Source organism: Spiroplasma endosymbiont of Virgichneumon dumeticola (assembly GCF_964264745.1).
Taxonomy (GTDB): domain Bacteria; phylum Bacillota_I; class Bacilli_A; order Mycoplasmatales; family VBWQ01; genus Spiroplasma_E.
Map to the genome: position 1 here is coordinate 677,667 of NZ_OZ183478.1, position 17,263 is coordinate 694,929.

The window sequence follows — 17,263 nt, forward strand, 5'->3', positions numbered from 1 at the left end:
AAGTTATTGCTAATTTTATGATTTACTAATATAATTGTTAAGTAAAACGAAAATATAGGAGCTGACATGAATGCAATCAGTGAAACAATCACCACAAGCAGATAACAATGAAAATGAAGAGCGAACAATTGGTGAGCAAGACTTTCAAAAAGCGTTAAAAAACTTCAGTAAAAAAGCGCAAGAAACAAAAAGAGCGCAAAAAAGACACGACCATTATCTTTCTTCACGTGATAAAACTCGTGAAAAACGTGCAACTGCCGCTAAGAAAAAGAAAATTCGTAAATAGTAAAAAAGGAAATTTTGGTAATCATCGTCAATTAATCATTGGCGGTGATTTTTTTATGAAGTATCCTTTTATTTAACAAGAAACAAATAATGATTGTGGATTAGCATGTTTAGCAATGCTTTATCGTTATTTTTTTAAACGTAAAATTTTAATTAATGATTTAAAACAAAATGTAAATGGCTTTTCTCCCTTTATGTACTATTTTTAAATTTTATCACATAAATGCTGAGAAAAGCCTATCTACGGACTTCTCCCCACATTTTTAAATTAAACATAGCATTACAGTTTCAAAACTAGGTATGTTATTGAATTTATATGCAGCTTCTTTTGCATATAAATGAATATGATGTTTTGCAACTTTGATATGTGTTTTAAATGTTCTTCGTATATGTTTTCATACTGACTCAATTTGGTTGGTATTTACACCAGTTTTTGAAACATAGCCATCTTGATGGTTAACTGTTTCATGCTTAGTGAAAACCGATTTCAAATCGCGATATCCTTTTCAAGAATCAGTATGTACATCACACTTTGAAGAAATGTGGTTTATTGCAAACTGCAAAAGATTTTTACTGTTTGCGTTTTTCAATACTTTCACAATCAGATTGTTGGTTGTTTGTTCATAAATACCAACAATCAAGGTTTTGTTCAACAAGGATCTTCCTTGTTTTTTAAAACCCATATGTGAAAGATACATGTCATCCATTTGCACTATTCCCTCAACAATGAATTGAGGTTCTTGTTTAGCAATGGCACTTCGGATTTTATGACCCATTCTTCAAGCTGTTTTCAAGGTCACTCCCAATTCTTTTGCAACATCAGTTGATGGAATTCCATGTTTGGTGTTTATTCATCTAAAGATGAGATAAAACCAAGATATTAAAGGTGTTTGTGACTTTGAAAATATAGTGCCCGTGAGAATACTGAATGTTTGATGACATTTCAAACATCTCATTTTTCTTAAATTAGAAGTATTCAAATTAAAACTAGAACACCTAATACATTTGCTTTGTTTCAAACTTGCTATATATGCAAGACATTGTTTTTCAGTTTGAAAAGTATTATTGAACTCATTCAATTTCATTGTTTCCTCCACAAGTACATGTGGGGAGAAGTCCGAAAATTAATTTATCACAACTAATTTTAATTACTTCTATTAATGTTTATTTAGTTAATTTCTTTACTAATCTTGGTAGCATTTTCATATTTTGACCAGATTTTACTAACTTTCAACAACGGATTAACACTTTTTTTAATTTGAATCAAAAAATAGATAGTAACAATAAAATAACAACTTTACCACCGATTACCAAAATCAATATCACAAATTGTTATTTTAAATTGGATAACAAAACTTTGTTTACTAACATTAATTTAACATTACAAAACACTAATATGATAGTAGGAACATCAGGAATTGGTAAAACTTCATTACTAATGCTAATTGCGCACAAATATATTCCTACAAGTGGAAGTATTAATATTAATGATACTATTGATTTACAAGCTATTAATCGTCACACATGACTAAAAAGATGTATTTATTTATCTTCTAATCCTTATATTTATCATGGTAGTGTTTTGGAAAATATTTTATCATTTTTCGCTACTAACGAAAAATTATCTTTGTGACAACAACTAGGGATTGATAATATTTTACAAGCTATAGGTCTAACATCATTTTCTATGTGTCATGATTATGGTTCTAATCTCAGTCAAGGTCAAAAACAAATCATTGTCTTTTGTAGTTTATTTTTTAGTAATTGTCAAGTGCTATTATTAGACGAAATCTTAAGTAATGTTAATAATGAAATAAAAGTTGCTTTAATAACATTATTAGTAGCAACCTTACCCCATACTATTATTATTTATGCTGGTCATGATTTAACATTAAAACCATTATTTACTAATATTATTAAGGCTTTTCTACCTTTATGTACTATTTTTAAATTTTATCACATAAATGCTGAGAAAAGCCTATCTACGGACTTCTCCCCACATTTTTAAATTAAACATAGCATTACAGTTTCAAAACTAGGTATGTTATTGAATTTATATGCAGCTTCTTTTGCATATAAATGAATATGATGTTTTGCAACTTTGATATGTGTTTTAAATGTTCTTCGTATATGTTTTCATACTGACTCAATTTGGTTGGTATTTACACCAGTTTTTGAAACATAGCCATCTTGATGGTTAACTGTTTCATGCTTAGTGAAAACCGATTTCAAATCGCGATATCCTTTTCAAGAATCAGTATGTACATCACACTTTGAAGAAATGTGGTTTATTGCAAACTGCAAAAGATTTTTACTGTTTGCGTTTTTCAATACTTTCACAATCAGATTGTTGGTTGTTTTTTCATAAATACCAACAATCAAGGTTTTGTTCAACAAGGATCTTCCTTGTTTTTTAAACCCATATGTGAAAGATACATTTCATCCATTTGCACTATGCCCTCAACAATGAATTGAGGTTCTTGTTTAGCAATGGCACTTCGGATTTTATGACCCATTCTTCAAGCTGTTTTCAAGGTCACTCCCAATTCTTTTGCAACATCAGTTGATGGAATTCCATGTTTGGTGTTTATTCATCTAAAGATGAGATAAAACCAAGATATTAAAGGTGTTTGTGACTTTGAAAATATAGTGCCCGTGAGAATACTGAATGTTTGATGACATTTCAAACATCTCATTTTTCTTAAATTAGAAGTATTCAAATTAAAACTAGAACACCTAATACATTTGCTTTGTTTCAAACTTGCTATATATGCAAGACATTGTTTTTCAGTTTGAAAAGTATTATTGAACTCATTCAATTTCATTGTTTCCTCCACAAGTACATGTGGGGAGAAGTCCGATTATTAATTTACAAGAACTGATTGCAGAAGGGAGAAAATAATATGAAATGAAATACCCATTATCAAGTTATTTCCATGACCATTATGATTACAAGTTTATTTATAAGTTTACTTTTAATGTTAAGCATTATTACAAAACCACAAGTTATAGCTACTAGTAGTCAAATCATTTTTATTAATGACAGTAAATATGAGCAACAAGGACAATTTGCTTATGTTGTTAATTTTAAGAAAACGAATTTTACACAAATGCACACTAATAAAATTACTATTTTTTAGTTTCTAACAACAATTACTTTACAATTAACTTTCCACAATGAATTAATAATGAACAATTTTTGGTTACTAAAAACATGAATGATAATACATATGCTAACCAACCAGTCCTAATAATGACCCAAAATGAAAGTTTATTAACATTTATTTGAAATAATTTTACAACATAAATGTAAATATTGATATAATTTAAATAAAAAGAAACTAGGAAGAAAAATGGTCACTAAAAATTTAAATATAGTAAATGTTTACAATGAACATTGTTATGATATTAACACCTTTAATGTTTTTTCGCAAAAAATTTTGCAAACGCTTGCTAGTAAATTAAATGCCAAGAAGCCATGGATGATTGCTGTTATTTTTAGTGATGAAACCACAAGTCAGCAATTGAATATTGATTATCTTCAAAAAGATTATGTACCTGATGTCCTATCATTTGGCAATGAAGATGACAACTTCCCCACAGAAGATAATGAAATTAGAGATTTAGGTGATGTGTATATATGCTATGCCAAGGCTGTTAATCAAGCCCAAACTTATGTTCATAGTTTAATAAGAGAACTATGTTTCTTATTCCTTCATGGACTACTTCATACTTTAGGATATGATCATCAAACTGTTGAAGAAGAAACTATTATGTTTGGTTTACAAGATGAAATTTTAAATCAACTTAATATTACTAGAAACTAAGGAGTTGTCTTATATGAAACAAACAGTAGATTTACAAGCATTATTAAAAAAAGCTAAGTTATTACAAACCTATGCCTATGCACCATATTCTTTATTTAGAGTCTCTGCCATTGTTACATTAAAAAATGGTAACCACATTACTGGTGTTAATGTTGAAAATGCTGCTTACTCTGCTGGTATTTGTGCTGAAAGAAATGCTTTAGCCCAAGTCTTTGCGCAAGGATATCAAAAAAATGATGTTAGTTATTTATTTTTAATAACTGATAGTAAAATAATTGGCTCGCCTTGTGGTGTTTGCCGTCAATTCATGATTGAAACTATGCCTAGTGAAGCAATTATTTATATTAGTAATAAAAATGATAACAATGACATTAAATCTATTATTAGTATTGTTGTTAAAGACCTATTACCGATGGCCTTTAAACCCAATGCATTGAAAGGAAATTAATTTATGAGTGAATATTTTAAGTCAGGATTCGTTAGTTTTGTCGGAAGAAGCAACGTTGGTAAATCAACCTTACTAAATACTATCTTAAAAGAAAAAGTAGCCATTGTTTCTAATAAACCACAAACAACAAGAAACCAAATCAAAGGCATTTACAATAGTGAAGATATGCAAATTATTTTCTTTGATACACCAGGAATTCACAAACAACATAATCAATTAGGTCGTATGATGAATCGAACATCCAATCGTGCCACGAAAGAAACTAATATTATTTGTTTACTAGCACCTTGCGACGAATATATTGGTGGCAGTGATCAACATATTATTAAATTACTATCGGAACGCGTTGATACTATCATCTTTCTCTTACTAACAAAAGTTGATCTTGTTAATAAAGAGCAGTTAATGAAAAAAATTAATGAATGAAAAGATTTACTACCATTTCAAGAAATTATTCCCATTTCTTCAACTAAAGATGTTAATCTTGATATTCTTTTTAAAAAAATCCATCAATATTTACCAGTTGGTAATAGAAATTACTTAGTAGAAAATGTTGATGATGTTTCTGATAGTACTTTAATAAAAGAAATTATTCGAGAAAAAATTTTAAATTTAACTGAAGAAGAAATTCCTTATAGTGTTGCTGTTTTGATTGAAAATATTAATTATAAAGCCAAAACTAATATTACTGAAATTAATGCTGTAATTGTTGTAGAACGTGATTCACAAAAAGGAATTATTATTGGTAAAGGAGGTTCTATGATTAAAGAAATTGGGATGTTAGCAAGAATGGAATTAGAAAGTATTTTTGACTCACACATTATTTTAAAAACTTTTGTCAAAGTAATACCAGATTGACGTAATAATCCACGAAAACTAAAAGATTTAGGCTATAGTTAAAAATGTTTAATATTACCACAGGAGTGATTTTAAAAATTGATGCTTATTTTCCAAATCGTAATATTACAATTTTAACAGACAATAGCGGTATTAAAGTTGTATCATTATCCAATCTCCAACAATATTTCCATAATTATTACATCTTAGATGTGTGAACGTTTATTGTCAGTAATAATAAAAATGAAGTTTGGATTCCCTATGAACAACTATCAAGTTTTAAGCAATTATTAAAAAATCGTGACATTTTAAAACTTATTTATTATTTTAATAACAGACTTCTCCCCACATGTACTTGTGGAGGAAACAATGAAATTGAATGAGTTCAATAATACTTTTCAAACTGAAAAACAATGTCTTGCATATATAGCAAGTTTGAAACAAAGCAAATGTATTAGGTGTTCTAGTTTTAATTTGAATACTTCTAATTTAAGAAAAATGAGATGTTTGAAATGTCATCAAACATTCAGTATTCTCACGGGCACTATATTTTCAAAGTCACAAACACCTTTAATATCTTGGTTTTATCTCATCTTTAGATGAATAAACACCAAACATGGAATTCCATCAACTGATGTTGCAAAAGAATTGGGAGTGACCTTGAAAATAGCTTGAAGAATGGGTCATAAAATCCGAAGTGCCATTGCTAAACAAGAACCTCAATTCATTGTTGAGGGCATAGTGCAAATGGATGAAATGTATCTTTCACATATGGGTTTTAAAAAACAAGGAAGATCCTTGTTGAACAAAACCTTGTTTGTTGGTATTTATGAAAAAACAACCAACAATCTGATTGTGAAAGTATTGAAAAACGCAAACAGTAAAAATCTTTTGCAGTTTGCAATAAACCACATTTCTTCAAAGTGTGATGTACATACTGATTCTTGAAAAGGATATCGCGATTTGAAATCGGTTTTCACTAAGCATGAAACAGTTAACCATCAAGATGGCTATGTTTCAAAAACTGGTGTAAATACCAACCAAATTGAGTCAGTATGAAAACATATACGAAGAACATTTAAAACACATATCAAAGTTGCAAAACATCATATTCATTTATATGCAAAATAAGCTGCATATAAATTCAATAACATACCTAGTTTTGAAACTGTAATGCTATGTTTAATTTAAAAATGTGGGGAGAAGTCCGTAGATAGGCTTTTCTCAGCATTTATGTGATAAAATTTAAAAATAGTACATAAAGGGAGAAAAGCCATTAATAAAATTGTTATTAATTCCGAAACAAAATATCATAATAATACTACCTTAAACTTTTTATTAAATTGTTATCAAGAATTAATTTTAAATAGTAGTAATTTAGAAAAAATATATGCTTTCCTTTTGTTTCATACCTTATCATTACAAGGTATTCAATTTAATTTTAAAAACTGTATTAATTGTGGTGCTAACAGTAGTATTATTGATTTTAATTCACAATTAGGTGGTATTATTTGTTACAATTGTTTTGGGCCATCACTAGTAATAACTAATAACTTACCATTATTTAATACACTTATGAAGTTAAATAATATTAATAATTGAAAAATTACTCAGAAAGAACTTAAGTATATTATTAATATTTTAGAATTCCATTGTCAAACATACAGTGGTATTCCTATTATTAGGATTAATAAATACTTATAAACGGTTGACAAAACCAAAATAAGTCAATATTATTAAAATAATTATTTTAAAATACAATTACTACTTTAATTTTTAATATAGAAAAATTAACATGTTATTACCATTTTATATACTATAAATGGTAATAACATGTATCATTATTTTATAAAGAAATATATAAGATAATAAAAGGAGGAAAATATGGCTAGTAATGATAGTTTATTTAAAGAAATAATTATCCATTTAAAAGAAAAAGGTTTTATTTTTCAAGGCTCAGAAATTTATTCTGGACTTGCTAACACTTGAGATTATGGACCACTTGGGGTCAAACTTAAAAATAATATTAAACAACAATGATGAAATTTTTTTGTTGAAAAAAACCAATACAATGTAGGATTAGACAGCTCTATTTTAATGAATTCTAAAGTCTGAACTGCTTCTGGTCACCTTAGTAATTTTAGTGATCCATTAATTGATTGCAAATCTTGTAAAGCACGTTTTCGTGCTGATAATCTAATTAATGTTAAGCGCCCTGACATTATCTTTGATGGTTGAAGCAGTGAAAAATTAGAAAAGTTTATTGTTGATAATCATATTAAATGCTTAAAATGTAATCAAGAAGATTGAACATCAATTCGTCAGTTCCAATTAATGTTTGAAACTCATCAAGGTGTAATCAAAGATGAACATAATAAAATTTACTTACGTCCTGAAACAGCACAAGGTATTTTTATTAATTTTAATAATGTGAGAAAAAGCGTTAACCAAAATATTCCCTTTGGCATTGGTCAAATTGGTAAAAGTTTTCGCAATGAAATTACTCCCAGTAATTTTATTTTCCGTACTAGAGAATTTGAACAAATGGAATTAGAGTTTTTCTTTATTCCACAAAACCAAAATGATAACACATGATTTGATTATTGAGTTAATCAATGTAAAATATTCCTAGCAAGTGTTGGATTATCAAATTCTAAAAATCTTAGTTTTAAACAGCATGAACCCAATCAATTAGCGCATTATGCACTGGCAACTACTGATATTGAGTATAATTTTCCCTTTGGCATGAGTGAATTATGTGGTATTTGCAACCGTGGTAACTATGATTTAACAAAACATAGCGAAAGTTCTGGTGTTAAAATGGAAGTTCAAGACCCTAATGTTGCTACTAAAAAAATGGTAATTCCATCAGTTATTGAACCATCAATGGGTGTCGAACGACTTTTATTAGCTTTAATCTGTGAAGCTTACACTAAAGAAGTTTTAACTGACGGTCGGCAAAGAATAGTGTTAAAATTAGATAAAAACATTATTCCATTTCAAGTTGCAATTATGCCTTCTAATAAAAATAAATTTGGTGCGCTTGCTACTAAAATCTTTGATAATTTAAAGTACACTCAATTAAAAGTAATATATGAAACTGCTGCTAATGTTGGAAAATCTTATCGTTATCAAGATGGTATTGGCACTATGTATTGTGTGACAGTTGACTATGCAACTGAAGAACAAGGTACTGTAACTGTTCGTGACCGCAATACTACTCAACAAGAAATAGTACCTTTAAGTAGTCTTAAAAAATATTTATATAACAAATTAGATATTATTTGTTAAAGTTGTGTGAAATATGGATTTAGAGTTTAATAAAAAAGTTAGTGAAATTAAAGCAAAAATTAGTATTGTTAAAGTAATCAGCAAATATTTAAATTTGATTCAAAAAGGCAATAATTTTTGAACTATCTGTCCATTTCACGAAGACTCAGCACCATCACTATCAATTTCAGAATCCAAACAAATTTATAAATGTTTTGCTTGTGGTGAACAAGGTAATGTTTTTATATTCTTACAAAAATTTAAAAACATTAGTTTTATTAATGCCTTAAAAGAAGCAGCAGAAAGTGCTAGTATTAATTTAAAAGAGTATGATATTAATCTTAATGATAATATTATCGAACCAAAAACTAATCCATTACTAACCATCAATAACACAGCCATGCAGTTTTTTAGTTATCAATTGCTAACTGATTCAGGAAAAAAAGCCATGAACTATTTAGAATTTCGTAATATTAATTATGATGCTATTAAAAATTTTAATTTAGGTTATGCTCCTAGTAATAATGAATTACGAGATTACTTGCGTGCCCAAGGTTATAAAGACAGTGACATAATTAACTTAGGTTTAGCAAAAATTAACAATAATGACCAAGTTATTGATAGTTTTTTCAATCGTATTATTTTTGCTATCAAAGATAATAATGGTAATTGTGTTGGATTTTCAGCTCGTAGTTACCTTGAAGATGATAAAAGTGCTAAGTATATTAATAGCCCCCAATCACAAATCTTTAAAAAAGGTAATATTCTTTATAATTTTGAACAAGTCAAACTACATTTAAAAAAAGATGATACCATTTATTTAACAGAAGGTTTTATGGACACTATTGCTCTAAGCACAATTAATATTAAAACTAGTGTGGCATTAATGGGAACTAACTTAACACAAGAACATATTATACTTTTAAAAAAAGCCACTAATAATATTATTATTTTTTTAGATGGTGATATTCCAGGTAAACTAGCTTGCTTAAAAATTGCCACTGTTCTCTTGTCACAAAATTTCAAAGTTCAAATTATTAATAATAATACTAAATATGACCCTGATGAATTAATTAATAAACATCCTAACCAATTTAAAAATATCATTGCTAGTACTATTCATCCCTTTGAATTTGCTATTAACTTAGGTTTAACCCAAAATGACATTAAAAAAGATAGTTATCAACTTAATGCCTTTCTTAAATCACTATTACCAATATGGGAAACAATGACCGACATTGTAACTAAAAGATTTTATTTAAATCACTTAGTAACCATTACCAATTTAACAATTAATGATTTAACACAAATTTTGTTACTAGAAAAACCACTACATAAAGAAACGATAATTTCGAAACCAGTTATTAGTAATTATCAAAAACCACAAACTAGATTAGTAACTAAAAATAAAATTATTGAAGCCCAAAAGCAGCTTATATTTCTAGTATTAATGTCACGTGATGTTTATGTAATTTTAGAAAAGGAAAAATTTATTTTTCCACATCAAGATTATATGACCTTATATTTCTTAATTAGTCAAATTTATCAAAATGAAACTATCAAATATATTGACTTCAGAACTATTATCAATGAACTTCAAACAAATTTATTATTAGATACTTTACAAACCATTATTAATCAATACAAAGATAAAGAATTTGATTTAAAACCACGAATTATTATTGATTATTTAAAAATTATTAATAATGAATTAATTGAATATGAGATAAGAGGTATTAATGAGCAATTAAAAAACGAAACCAATCTTACTACTCAAATTCAACTTTTAAAACAAATATCACTTTTAAAAACAAAAATTAAACAATAAGTAAACTAAACTACAATAAGGATAAGGTGTAAACATGGCTAAAGAAAACCCAACTGCTAAACTAAAAAAACTACTAACGTTAGAAGAAGTAGAACGTAATCTAATTGTTAAATTGGAAAACAATAAAGATATCAAACAAGAAGAAGTTATTAAAGCCTTTAGTCATTTAAAATTAGATGATGATACAATTGAAGAAATCTTTGATCGTTTAGAAAAAGAAGGCGCTATTTTTACCGACATCTTAATAGATGATGAAGACGAAGATGATATTAGTCTTTTAGAACTTGATGAATACCAAGTTTCTGTTGATTTAGATATCGATATTCTAGCTAGCGATTTAAGTTTTAAAAATACAATGGGTATTTCTAATGACACACGAAGAAAAGATGGAATTAAATCATATTTTAATATTTTAGGAACTAGTCAAATTTTAAGCCAAGAAGAAGAAATTAAATATGCCAAAATGTTAGAATCAAAAGATGATGAAGAATGTACATATGGCCGTGAACAATTAATTAAATCAAATTTAAAATTAGTAGTATCTGTTGCACGTAAACACTTAAATCGTGGTTTAGATTTTGCCGACTTAATTGAAGAAGGAAATATTGGTTTAATTAAAGCCGTTGATAAATTTGATTATCGTCGTGGTTACAAGTTCTCAACTTATGCTACTTGATGAATTAGACAATCAATTACTAGAAGTTTAGCAGATCAAGGAAAAATGGTTCGTGTTCCTGTGCACATGGTAGAACGAATTAATAAACTAACAAGAATTGAAAGAAACTTAACTCAAGAATTAGGTCGTGATCCAACCCATGAAGAAATTGCATTAAAGATGGGTCAAAACATGACAGCAGACCGTGTACGAGAAATTAAAAAATTAGCTATTGAACCAGTTTCATTAGAAAAACCCATTGGTGAAGAAGATGACACTCACTTTGGTGATTTTATTAAAGATAAAAACATGTTATCACCTGATGAATATGCCGAAAGACATTGATTAAGTGAGCAATTAGATCGTGTCTTTGCCGAAGTTTTAACTAAACGTGAAGAAAAAGTTATTAGAATGCGTTTTGGAATTTTACCAACAAAACTAAGAAGACTATTAGAACTATGTGAAGATGACACTGAAATCAATGAACTAAAAATGGTTGTTAACACCTTACAATTACATTATGATACCAGTTTAGACAAAACAGAATTATTACGTGATAAAGTAGTACATAAACACATTAATAAATATGATTCACCTAAAACATTAGAAGAAGTAGGAAAAGAATTTACGGTTACTAGAGAAAGAATTAGACAAATCGAAGCTAAAGCGATTAGAAAACTAAAACGTCCATCAAAATCTAAACATATTAAAGAATTTTATAAAGGATAAATTATTAACATGTTACCCATCAAAACAATCATTACTGTCATTGAGGATAAGTTTCCGCTTGCCAATGCTTGTTTATGAGATTTTACAGGATGACAAATTAAAGGAAAAATTACTATTAATAAAATTTTAGTATGTTTAGATATTACTAATATTGTTTTAGACCAAGCACTTGCTGCTGATATTGAGTTAATAATTTGTCATCATCCACTTGTTTTTGCTAGCGATATTAATCATCCTACTATTTCGCCATGAAAAAAGAAATTATATCAAAAAATTAAAAATAATGATATAAACGTTTATACTCTTCATACTAATTTTGATAAAGATGACAAAGGTATGAATGTCTTAATGGCGCAGGATTTAAATTTAGAAAACATTAATTTCTTAGGTCAAGAAAAATTAGCAGTTGTTGGTAATTTAAATCAGGCACTATCAGTTTCTACGATTATCAAAAATGTTAAGAATTATTTTAAGATTGAATATTTGCAATTAATTGGTAATCAACACCAAATTATTAGAAATGTTGCATTGTCTGGTGGTGCTGGCGGTGATGCCATTACTATCTTGCCTAATAATGTTCAGTTATTTATTACTGGAGAAATGAAATGACATCATATCATTGAAGCTCAAGATTGTGGAATTAACGTACTTTTAGTTGGTCATTATATGGAACAAAAATTTGTTGATTTTATCTATGATTTTTTAAATCAAACATTTAATGGTCAATTAGAAGTAATTAAGTATAAACACCAACAACCACTCACAATAATATAGTGTAGTCTATTCATTTTTTTAATTTTAAAAAAGGCTTTTCTCCCTTTATGTACTATTTTTAAATTTTATCACATAAATGCTGAGAAAAGCCTATCTACGGACTTCTCCCCACATTTTTAAATTAAACATAGCATTACAGTTTCAAAACTAGGTATGTTATTGAATTTATATGTAGCTTCTTTTGCATATAAATGAATATGATGTTTTGCAACTTTGATATGTGTTTTAAATGTTCTTCGTATATGTTTTCATACTGACTCAATTTGGTTGGTATTTACACCAGTTTTTGAAACATAGCCATCTTGATGTTTAACTGTTTCATGCTTAGTGAAAACCGATTTCAAATCGCGATATCCTTTTCAAGAATCAGTATGTACATCACACTTTGAAGAAATGTGGCTTATTGCAAACTGCAAAAGATTTTTACTGTTTGCGTTTTTCAATACTTTCACAATCAGATTGTTGGTTGTTTTTTCATAAATACCAACAATCAAGGTTTTGTTCAACAAGGATCTTCCTTGTTTTTTAAACCCATATGTGAAAGATACATTTCATCCATTTGCACTATGCCCTCAACAATGAATTGAGGTTCTTGTTTAGCAATGGCACTTCGGATTTTATGACCCATTCTTCAAGCTGTTTTCAAGGTCACTCCCAATTCTTTTGCAACATCAGTTGATGGAATTCCATGTTTGGTGTTTATTCATCTAAAGATGAGATAAAACCAAGATATTAAAGGTGTTTGTGACTTTGAAAATATAGTGCCCGTGAGAATACTGAATGTTTGATGACATTTCAAACATCTCATTTTTCTTAAATTAGAAGTATTCAAATTAAAACTAGAACACCTAATACATTTGCTTTGTTTCAAACTTGCTATATATGCAAGACATTGTTTTTCAGTTTGAAAAGTATTATTGAACTCATTCAATTTCATTGTTTCCTCCACAAGTACATGTGGGGAGAAGTCCGATAAAAAATATTATAAAATTAAATAAAAAAAATATTTAATAACTTAGTACTAAAAAATATAGTAAAATGATTGTGGTTTAAATGTGTAAAGGAAATATTTAAATTAGAATTCGAACTAAATATTAATCTTAGTTTATTAATTTATATATTCAAGAAAGGAGAAACACTATGACAACAATCAAACCTAGCAACGAATCATTTACAGCAAAACCATCACTTTTAGGGAAAATTATAATATATTTATCTTTTATTTTAATTATCCCTATTATTATATTTATTGTTTCTCGTAATAACTTTTTACGATTACAACAATCAATTGAGGAAACAGCTTCTGATATTGATGTACAACTAAAACGACGTTTTGACTTGTTAACAAAATTATTGGATGCTACTAAAGGGTACATGAAATTTGAAAAAGAAACATTATCACAAATTGTTGCTTTAAGAAATGGAAAAATGGAAACAATGCAAGATTTTTCTAAAGTTGACAGTGGACTTAATTCTGCCTTTGGTAAGTTTAATGCACTATTAGAAAACTATCCTGATTTAAAAGCTAATACAACGGTTTTACAATTACAGTCAGGAGCAAAAGATTGTGAAGACAATATTGCTGCTGCAAGAAGGTTTTACAATGCTAATATTAAAGTATTTAATAGTAAAATTAAAACATTTCCTAGTAATGTTATAGCTGAATCATTACATTTAATTTCAAAAGACTATTTTGCTGCTACTGAAAACGATCGTCAAGATGTTAAAATTGATCTAGCATTAAATTAATAATTAAAACATTTTCAGTAAAAGACTAAAATTAGTCTTTCAGTTTATTCAAAGGAAAAATATTGGAAACAATCATTGATTTGATTGCACTTATTACTTAATTATGCAATAATAGTATATTGTGTATAACTTAAATTAATAATTATTATTCCAGGAGGTGCCTAATGCGTGATGGCCTAACTTTAAGATGTGACATATGTAAAGAAGAAAACTACATTGCAGATCGTAATAAAAAAACTCAAACTGAAAAATTAGAAACTAAAAAATATTGTTCACGTTGTAATCAACATACATTGCACAAAGAAAAGAAATAAGTAAAACCTTATTTCTTTTCTTTAAGTTAGAGTACAATATATGTATAATAAATAAACTAAATTTATAAAAAGGAATGAATTAAAGATGAATAGTTCTAGTAAACATGAAACCATAAAAAAAATTTTAAGTGAGCAAAAAATTGATGCTATGCTATTCTATGCTCCAGAAAATCGCTTTTGATATAGTGACTTTATTTCTACTCTGGGTTACTTATTAATTGACAAAACAAACGCTACGTTACTACTTGATGGTCGCTATATTACTGAAAGTAAACTAAAAGCCAAAAATGTTAATTGTCAAGATTTCACTAACCCTTTTGTTAGTTTAACTACCATTTCTAGTGAACAAAAAATTAAAACGATTGGTTTTGAAGCTGAATACATTACGTATGCTCAATTAGAATCATGAGAAAAAGCCATGCCTAATATTACTTTTAAACCTGTATATGTTCATGATTTACGTGCTATTAAAGATGAAGCAGAAGTTAAAAGAATTGCTAAAGCATGTGCTATTGGTGATTTAGCTTTTAATGAAGTCTTAAGTTTTATTAAACCTGGTGTTAGTGAGAAAGACGTTGAAGATGTTATTTTACGTACCTTTACTAAATATGGTGCAACTAAAGCATCATTTGACACTATTGTTGCTTCAGGTGTTCGTGGATCAATGCCCCATGGTAAAGCAAGTGATAAACTTATTGCTAATAACGAACTAGTTACTTGTGATTTTGGTTGTGTTTATGAAGGATTTTGTTCAGATATGACTAGAACCTTTGCTATTGGAAATATAGTTCCTAAATTAAATGAAATTCATGAAATTGTAAAAGCTGCACAAATGGCAGGTATTAAAGCTGTTAAGCCAGGCATTGCTATTGGGGCAATTGATAAAATTTGTCGTGATTATATTAATGAAAAAGGTTACGGTCAATACTTTACCCATGGAACAGGTCATGGATTAGGAATTGAAATTCATGAAGCACCATGAGTAATTAAAGATGAACCTACTATCTTAGTTCCAGGTATGGTTATTACTGTCGAACCTGGTATTTATATTCCTAATCTTGGTGGTGTAAGAATTGAAGATGATATTCTTGTTACTAAAGATGGATACGAAATCCTAACTAAATCACTACGAGAAATAAATGTTTGAAAGGAAAATAAATAATTATGATTAACGTTAATGACTTTCGTCCTGGTACAACATTTCTGCATAATAATAAAAATGATATTCTAACAGTTATTGAATCAGCGCACTCAAAAAGTGGTCGTGGTCAAGCTCATGTCAAAGTAAAAGCTAAAAATTTAAGAACAGGTGCTATTACTAGTATTACTTTTACTGGCGGTGATACTGTTTATCCTGCTGTTATTGATAAACGCCCAGCTATTTATAGTTATGATGATGGTGACTATTCAATTTTTATGGATAATTCTGATTATAATGAAATCAGAGTTAATAAATCAAGATTACAATGAGAAAAAAACTTTTTAATACCAGGCAATGAAATAAAATTACGAGTTTATCAACAAACAGAAATTATTGGTGTTGACTTACCAGCATCAATTGAAGTAGAGGTTACTGATGCTCCTCCAGGTGTCAAAGGTAATAGTGCAACTAATACTACGAAAACAATTACTATTGAAACGGGTTGACAATTACAAGCCCCCATGTTTATTAATAATGGTGATAGAATTATAATAGGTACTGATGACGGTAAGTACAAATCTCGTGCTTAAAAGATTGGAGAAAGAAATGGATATTCTTATTGAGGAAAACAAACGTGGAACTTTAAAATTAACTTCATTAGTTGTTAAAAAATTAATTTATATATTATTAACTAGTGATAACTACCAAGTTGAATTCGCTGATATTGATGCTTCAATTTTAGAAGATAATTCAATTATTGCTGAAATCAAATTAGCAGTTGCTTGTGATACTGATTTATTAAGTTTAAAAAGTAAGCTTAATAAAATGATTTTAAAACGTGTTAACTCCGTATTAAATTCAGTATTATTAAATACCCATTTGGTATTTATTACCAATAACAAGGAAGAAGTAAAAAAATAATGTCAGAATATAAAAACCTAACCCAGCATGAAAAACGGATTGGTCTTATGAAAGCACTTTATCTATATTTTCTTGATGGTCAATCAGAAAAAGAATTTGAACAATACATTTTTGAAGAAGAAGGTATTAGTTTAATTACCGAACAATGTAATATCTTAAAAGGTATTATTAAAAATGAATATGATTTAATTGATATTATAAATTTACATTTAAAAGTTAATTGACATTTTGAAAGTTTAAAAGCTATTGAAAAAGCAATTTTAATTTTAGCTACTTACGAAATTATTCATACTAACATTGATAAAAAAATTGCTATTAATGAAGCAATTAATATTACTAAAGCTTACTGTCCTAATGATGCTTATAAATACATTAATGGTGTTTTAGATAAAATTAATAAGTAGTGCACTATTTATAAATCCCCTATCAATGATATAATATTAGTATAATAATAACTTTAATTATAAATTTTGGATTGGAAAAAC

Annotated in this window: 24 protein-coding genes and 1 pseudogene; 20 read left to right on the forward strand and 5 right to left on the reverse strand. The window is 27.9% G+C overall.

The genetic code is table 4. From position 1 onward, the window contains the following. Window positions 1–70 precede the first annotated feature (70 nt). A complete protein-coding gene (locus ACFEL4_RS04330) occupies window positions 71–286 on the forward strand; it encodes a hypothetical protein (RefSeq protein ID WP_308149821.1) in 216 nt (71 codons plus the stop codon). An 88-nt stretch (window positions 287–374) separates the two neighbouring features. Next, window positions 375–494: pseudogene (locus ACFEL4_RS04335) on the forward strand (cysteine peptidase family C39 domain-containing protein); the annotation flags it as partial. Between the two features lie 54 nt (window positions 495–548). Here the strand turns inward: ACFEL4_RS04335 and ACFEL4_RS04340 are convergent. Next, window positions 549–1,370 carry an IS1595 family transposase gene (locus tag ACFEL4_RS04340; RefSeq protein WP_375318259.1) on the reverse strand — a complete coding sequence of 274 codons (822 nt, stop codon included), beginning with the start codon at window positions 1,368–1,370 and terminating at the stop codon, window positions 549–551. Between ACFEL4_RS04340 and ACFEL4_RS04345 the strand changes: the two genes are divergently transcribed. After that, window positions 1,370–2,293, forward strand: a complete 924-nt coding sequence (locus ACFEL4_RS04345) for an ATP-binding cassette domain-containing protein (protein ID WP_375318260.1) — start codon at window positions 1,370–1,372, stop codon at window positions 2,291–2,293. The two genes, ACFEL4_RS04340 and ACFEL4_RS04345, sit on opposite strands and share 1 nt — an antisense overlap. Here the strand turns inward: ACFEL4_RS04345 and ACFEL4_RS04350 are convergent. Together ACFEL4_RS04350 and ACFEL4_RS04355 are read right to left on the reverse strand one after the other, a co-directional pair. Beyond that, window positions 2,290–2,679: an IS1595 family transposase gene (locus ACFEL4_RS04350; RefSeq protein ID WP_375316929.1), complete on the reverse strand. Its 390-nt coding sequence runs from the start codon at window positions 2,677–2,679 to the stop codon at window positions 2,290–2,292. The genes ACFEL4_RS04345 and ACFEL4_RS04350 overlap by 4 nt on opposite strands. After that, window positions 2,574–3,110 (reverse strand): hypothetical protein, encoded by a 537-nt coding sequence (locus ACFEL4_RS04355; RefSeq protein WP_375317285.1) that lies wholly within the window; start codon window positions 3,108–3,110, stop codon window positions 2,574–2,576. The genes ACFEL4_RS04350 and ACFEL4_RS04355 overlap by 106 nt, the downstream gene beginning before the upstream one ends. An 18-nt stretch (window positions 3,111–3,128) precedes the next feature. Between ACFEL4_RS04355 and ACFEL4_RS04360 the strand changes: the two genes are divergently transcribed. The 11 genes from ACFEL4_RS04360 to ACFEL4_RS04410 all read left to right on the forward strand — a co-directional run bounded on the left by ACFEL4_RS04360 (window position 3,129) and on the right by ACFEL4_RS04410 (window position 12,653). Continuing rightward, a complete protein-coding gene (locus ACFEL4_RS04360) occupies window positions 3,129–3,425 on the forward strand; it encodes a hypothetical protein (protein WP_375318261.1) in 297 nt (98 codons plus the stop codon). 213 nt (window positions 3,426–3,638) lie between these two features. Beyond that, a complete protein-coding gene (gene ybeY / locus ACFEL4_RS04365; protein ID WP_375318262.1) occupies window positions 3,639–4,112 on the forward strand; it encodes an rRNA maturation RNase YbeY in 474 nt (157 codons plus the stop codon). Window positions 4,113–4,125: 13 nt separating this feature from the next. After that, window positions 4,126–4,560: a cytidine deaminase gene (gene cdd / locus ACFEL4_RS04370; RefSeq protein WP_375318263.1), complete on the forward strand. Its 435-nt coding sequence runs from the start codon at window positions 4,126–4,128 to the stop codon at window positions 4,558–4,560. Between the two features lie 3 nt (window positions 4,561–4,563). Next, a complete protein-coding gene (gene era / locus ACFEL4_RS04375) occupies window positions 4,564–5,460 on the forward strand; it encodes a GTPase Era (protein WP_375318264.1) in 897 nt (298 codons plus the stop codon). A 2-nt stretch (window positions 5,461–5,462) separates the two neighbouring features. Next, window positions 5,463–5,789 (forward strand): hypothetical protein, encoded by a 327-nt coding sequence (locus ACFEL4_RS04380; protein WP_375318265.1) that lies wholly within the window; start codon window positions 5,463–5,465, stop codon window positions 5,787–5,789. Continuing rightward, a complete protein-coding gene (locus ACFEL4_RS04385) occupies window positions 5,767–6,528 on the forward strand; it encodes an IS1595 family transposase (protein ID WP_375318266.1) in 762 nt (253 codons plus the stop codon). Before ACFEL4_RS04380 ends, ACFEL4_RS04385 begins: the two co-directional genes overlap by 23 nt. A 270-nt stretch (window positions 6,529–6,798) precedes the next feature. Next, the gene (locus tag ACFEL4_RS04390; protein ID WP_375318267.1) at window positions 6,799–7,101 is read left to right on the forward strand and encodes a DNA repair protein RecO C-terminal domain-containing protein; all 303 of its coding nucleotides are present in this window, start codon (window positions 6,799–6,801) and stop codon (window positions 7,099–7,101) included. Window positions 7,102–7,281: 180 nt separating this feature from the next. After that, window positions 7,282–8,688, forward strand: a complete 1,407-nt coding sequence (locus tag ACFEL4_RS04395; protein WP_375318268.1) for a glycine--tRNA ligase — start codon at window positions 7,282–7,284, stop codon at window positions 8,686–8,688. 13 nt (window positions 8,689–8,701) lie between these two features. Beyond that, on the forward strand, window positions 8,702–10,495 hold the full coding sequence (gene dnaG, locus ACFEL4_RS04400; RefSeq protein ID WP_375318269.1) for a DNA primase: 1,794 nt from the start codon (window positions 8,702–8,704) through the stop codon (window positions 10,493–10,495). 34 nt (window positions 10,496–10,529) lie between these two features. After that, entirely contained in the window at window positions 10,530–11,879 is a 1,350-nt protein-coding gene (locus tag ACFEL4_RS04405; protein WP_375318270.1) for a sigma-70 family RNA polymerase sigma factor, read from the forward strand. 9 nt (window positions 11,880–11,888) lie between these two features. Beyond that, window positions 11,889–12,653 (forward strand): Nif3-like dinuclear metal center hexameric protein, encoded by a 765-nt coding sequence (locus ACFEL4_RS04410; protein WP_375318271.1) that lies wholly within the window; start codon window positions 11,889–11,891, stop codon window positions 12,651–12,653. Window positions 12,654–12,769: 116 nt separating this feature from the next. On the opposite strand, the gene ACFEL4_RS04415 is transcribed toward ACFEL4_RS04410, so the two are convergent. Further along, window positions 12,770–13,159, reverse strand: a complete 390-nt coding sequence (locus ACFEL4_RS04415) for an IS1595 family transposase (protein WP_375318272.1) — start codon at window positions 13,157–13,159, stop codon at window positions 12,770–12,772. After that, complete coding sequence (locus ACFEL4_RS04420) at window positions 13,054–13,590, reverse strand: hypothetical protein (RefSeq protein ID WP_375317285.1); 537 nt, start codon at window positions 13,588–13,590, stop codon at window positions 13,054–13,056. Before ACFEL4_RS04420 ends, ACFEL4_RS04415 begins: the two co-directional genes overlap by 106 nt. Before the next feature lie 203 nt (window positions 13,591–13,793). Between ACFEL4_RS04420 and ACFEL4_RS04425 the strand changes: the two genes are divergently transcribed. From ACFEL4_RS04425 to nusB, 6 genes are all read left to right on the forward strand, one after another. Next, complete coding sequence (locus tag ACFEL4_RS04425; protein WP_308149807.1) at window positions 13,794–14,402, forward strand: LemA family protein; 609 nt, start codon at window positions 13,794–13,796, stop codon at window positions 14,400–14,402. Window positions 14,403–14,566: 164 nt separating this feature from the next. Further along, window positions 14,567–14,716 carry a 50S ribosomal protein L33 gene (gene rpmG, locus ACFEL4_RS04430; protein ID WP_308149806.1) on the forward strand — a complete coding sequence of 50 codons (150 nt, stop codon included), beginning with the start codon at window positions 14,567–14,569 and terminating at the stop codon, window positions 14,714–14,716. A gap of 85 nt (window positions 14,717–14,801) precedes the next feature. Then, window positions 14,802–15,878 carry a M24 family metallopeptidase gene (locus tag ACFEL4_RS04435; RefSeq protein ID WP_375318273.1) on the forward strand — a complete coding sequence of 359 codons (1,077 nt, stop codon included), beginning with the start codon at window positions 14,802–14,804 and terminating at the stop codon, window positions 15,876–15,878. A 2-nt stretch (window positions 15,879–15,880) separates the two neighbouring features. Next, entirely contained in the window at window positions 15,881–16,447 is a 567-nt protein-coding gene (efp, locus tag ACFEL4_RS04440; protein ID WP_375318274.1) for an elongation factor P, read from the forward strand. Between the two features lie 16 nt (window positions 16,448–16,463). Then, a complete protein-coding gene (locus ACFEL4_RS04445) occupies window positions 16,464–16,778 on the forward strand; it encodes a hypothetical protein (RefSeq protein ID WP_375318275.1) in 315 nt (104 codons plus the stop codon). Further along, a complete protein-coding gene (gene nusB / locus ACFEL4_RS04450; RefSeq protein ID WP_375318276.1) occupies window positions 16,778–17,182 on the forward strand; it encodes a transcription antitermination factor NusB in 405 nt (134 codons plus the stop codon). The genes ACFEL4_RS04445 and nusB overlap by 1 nt, the downstream gene beginning before the upstream one ends. Window positions 17,183–17,263 lie beyond the last annotated feature (81 nt).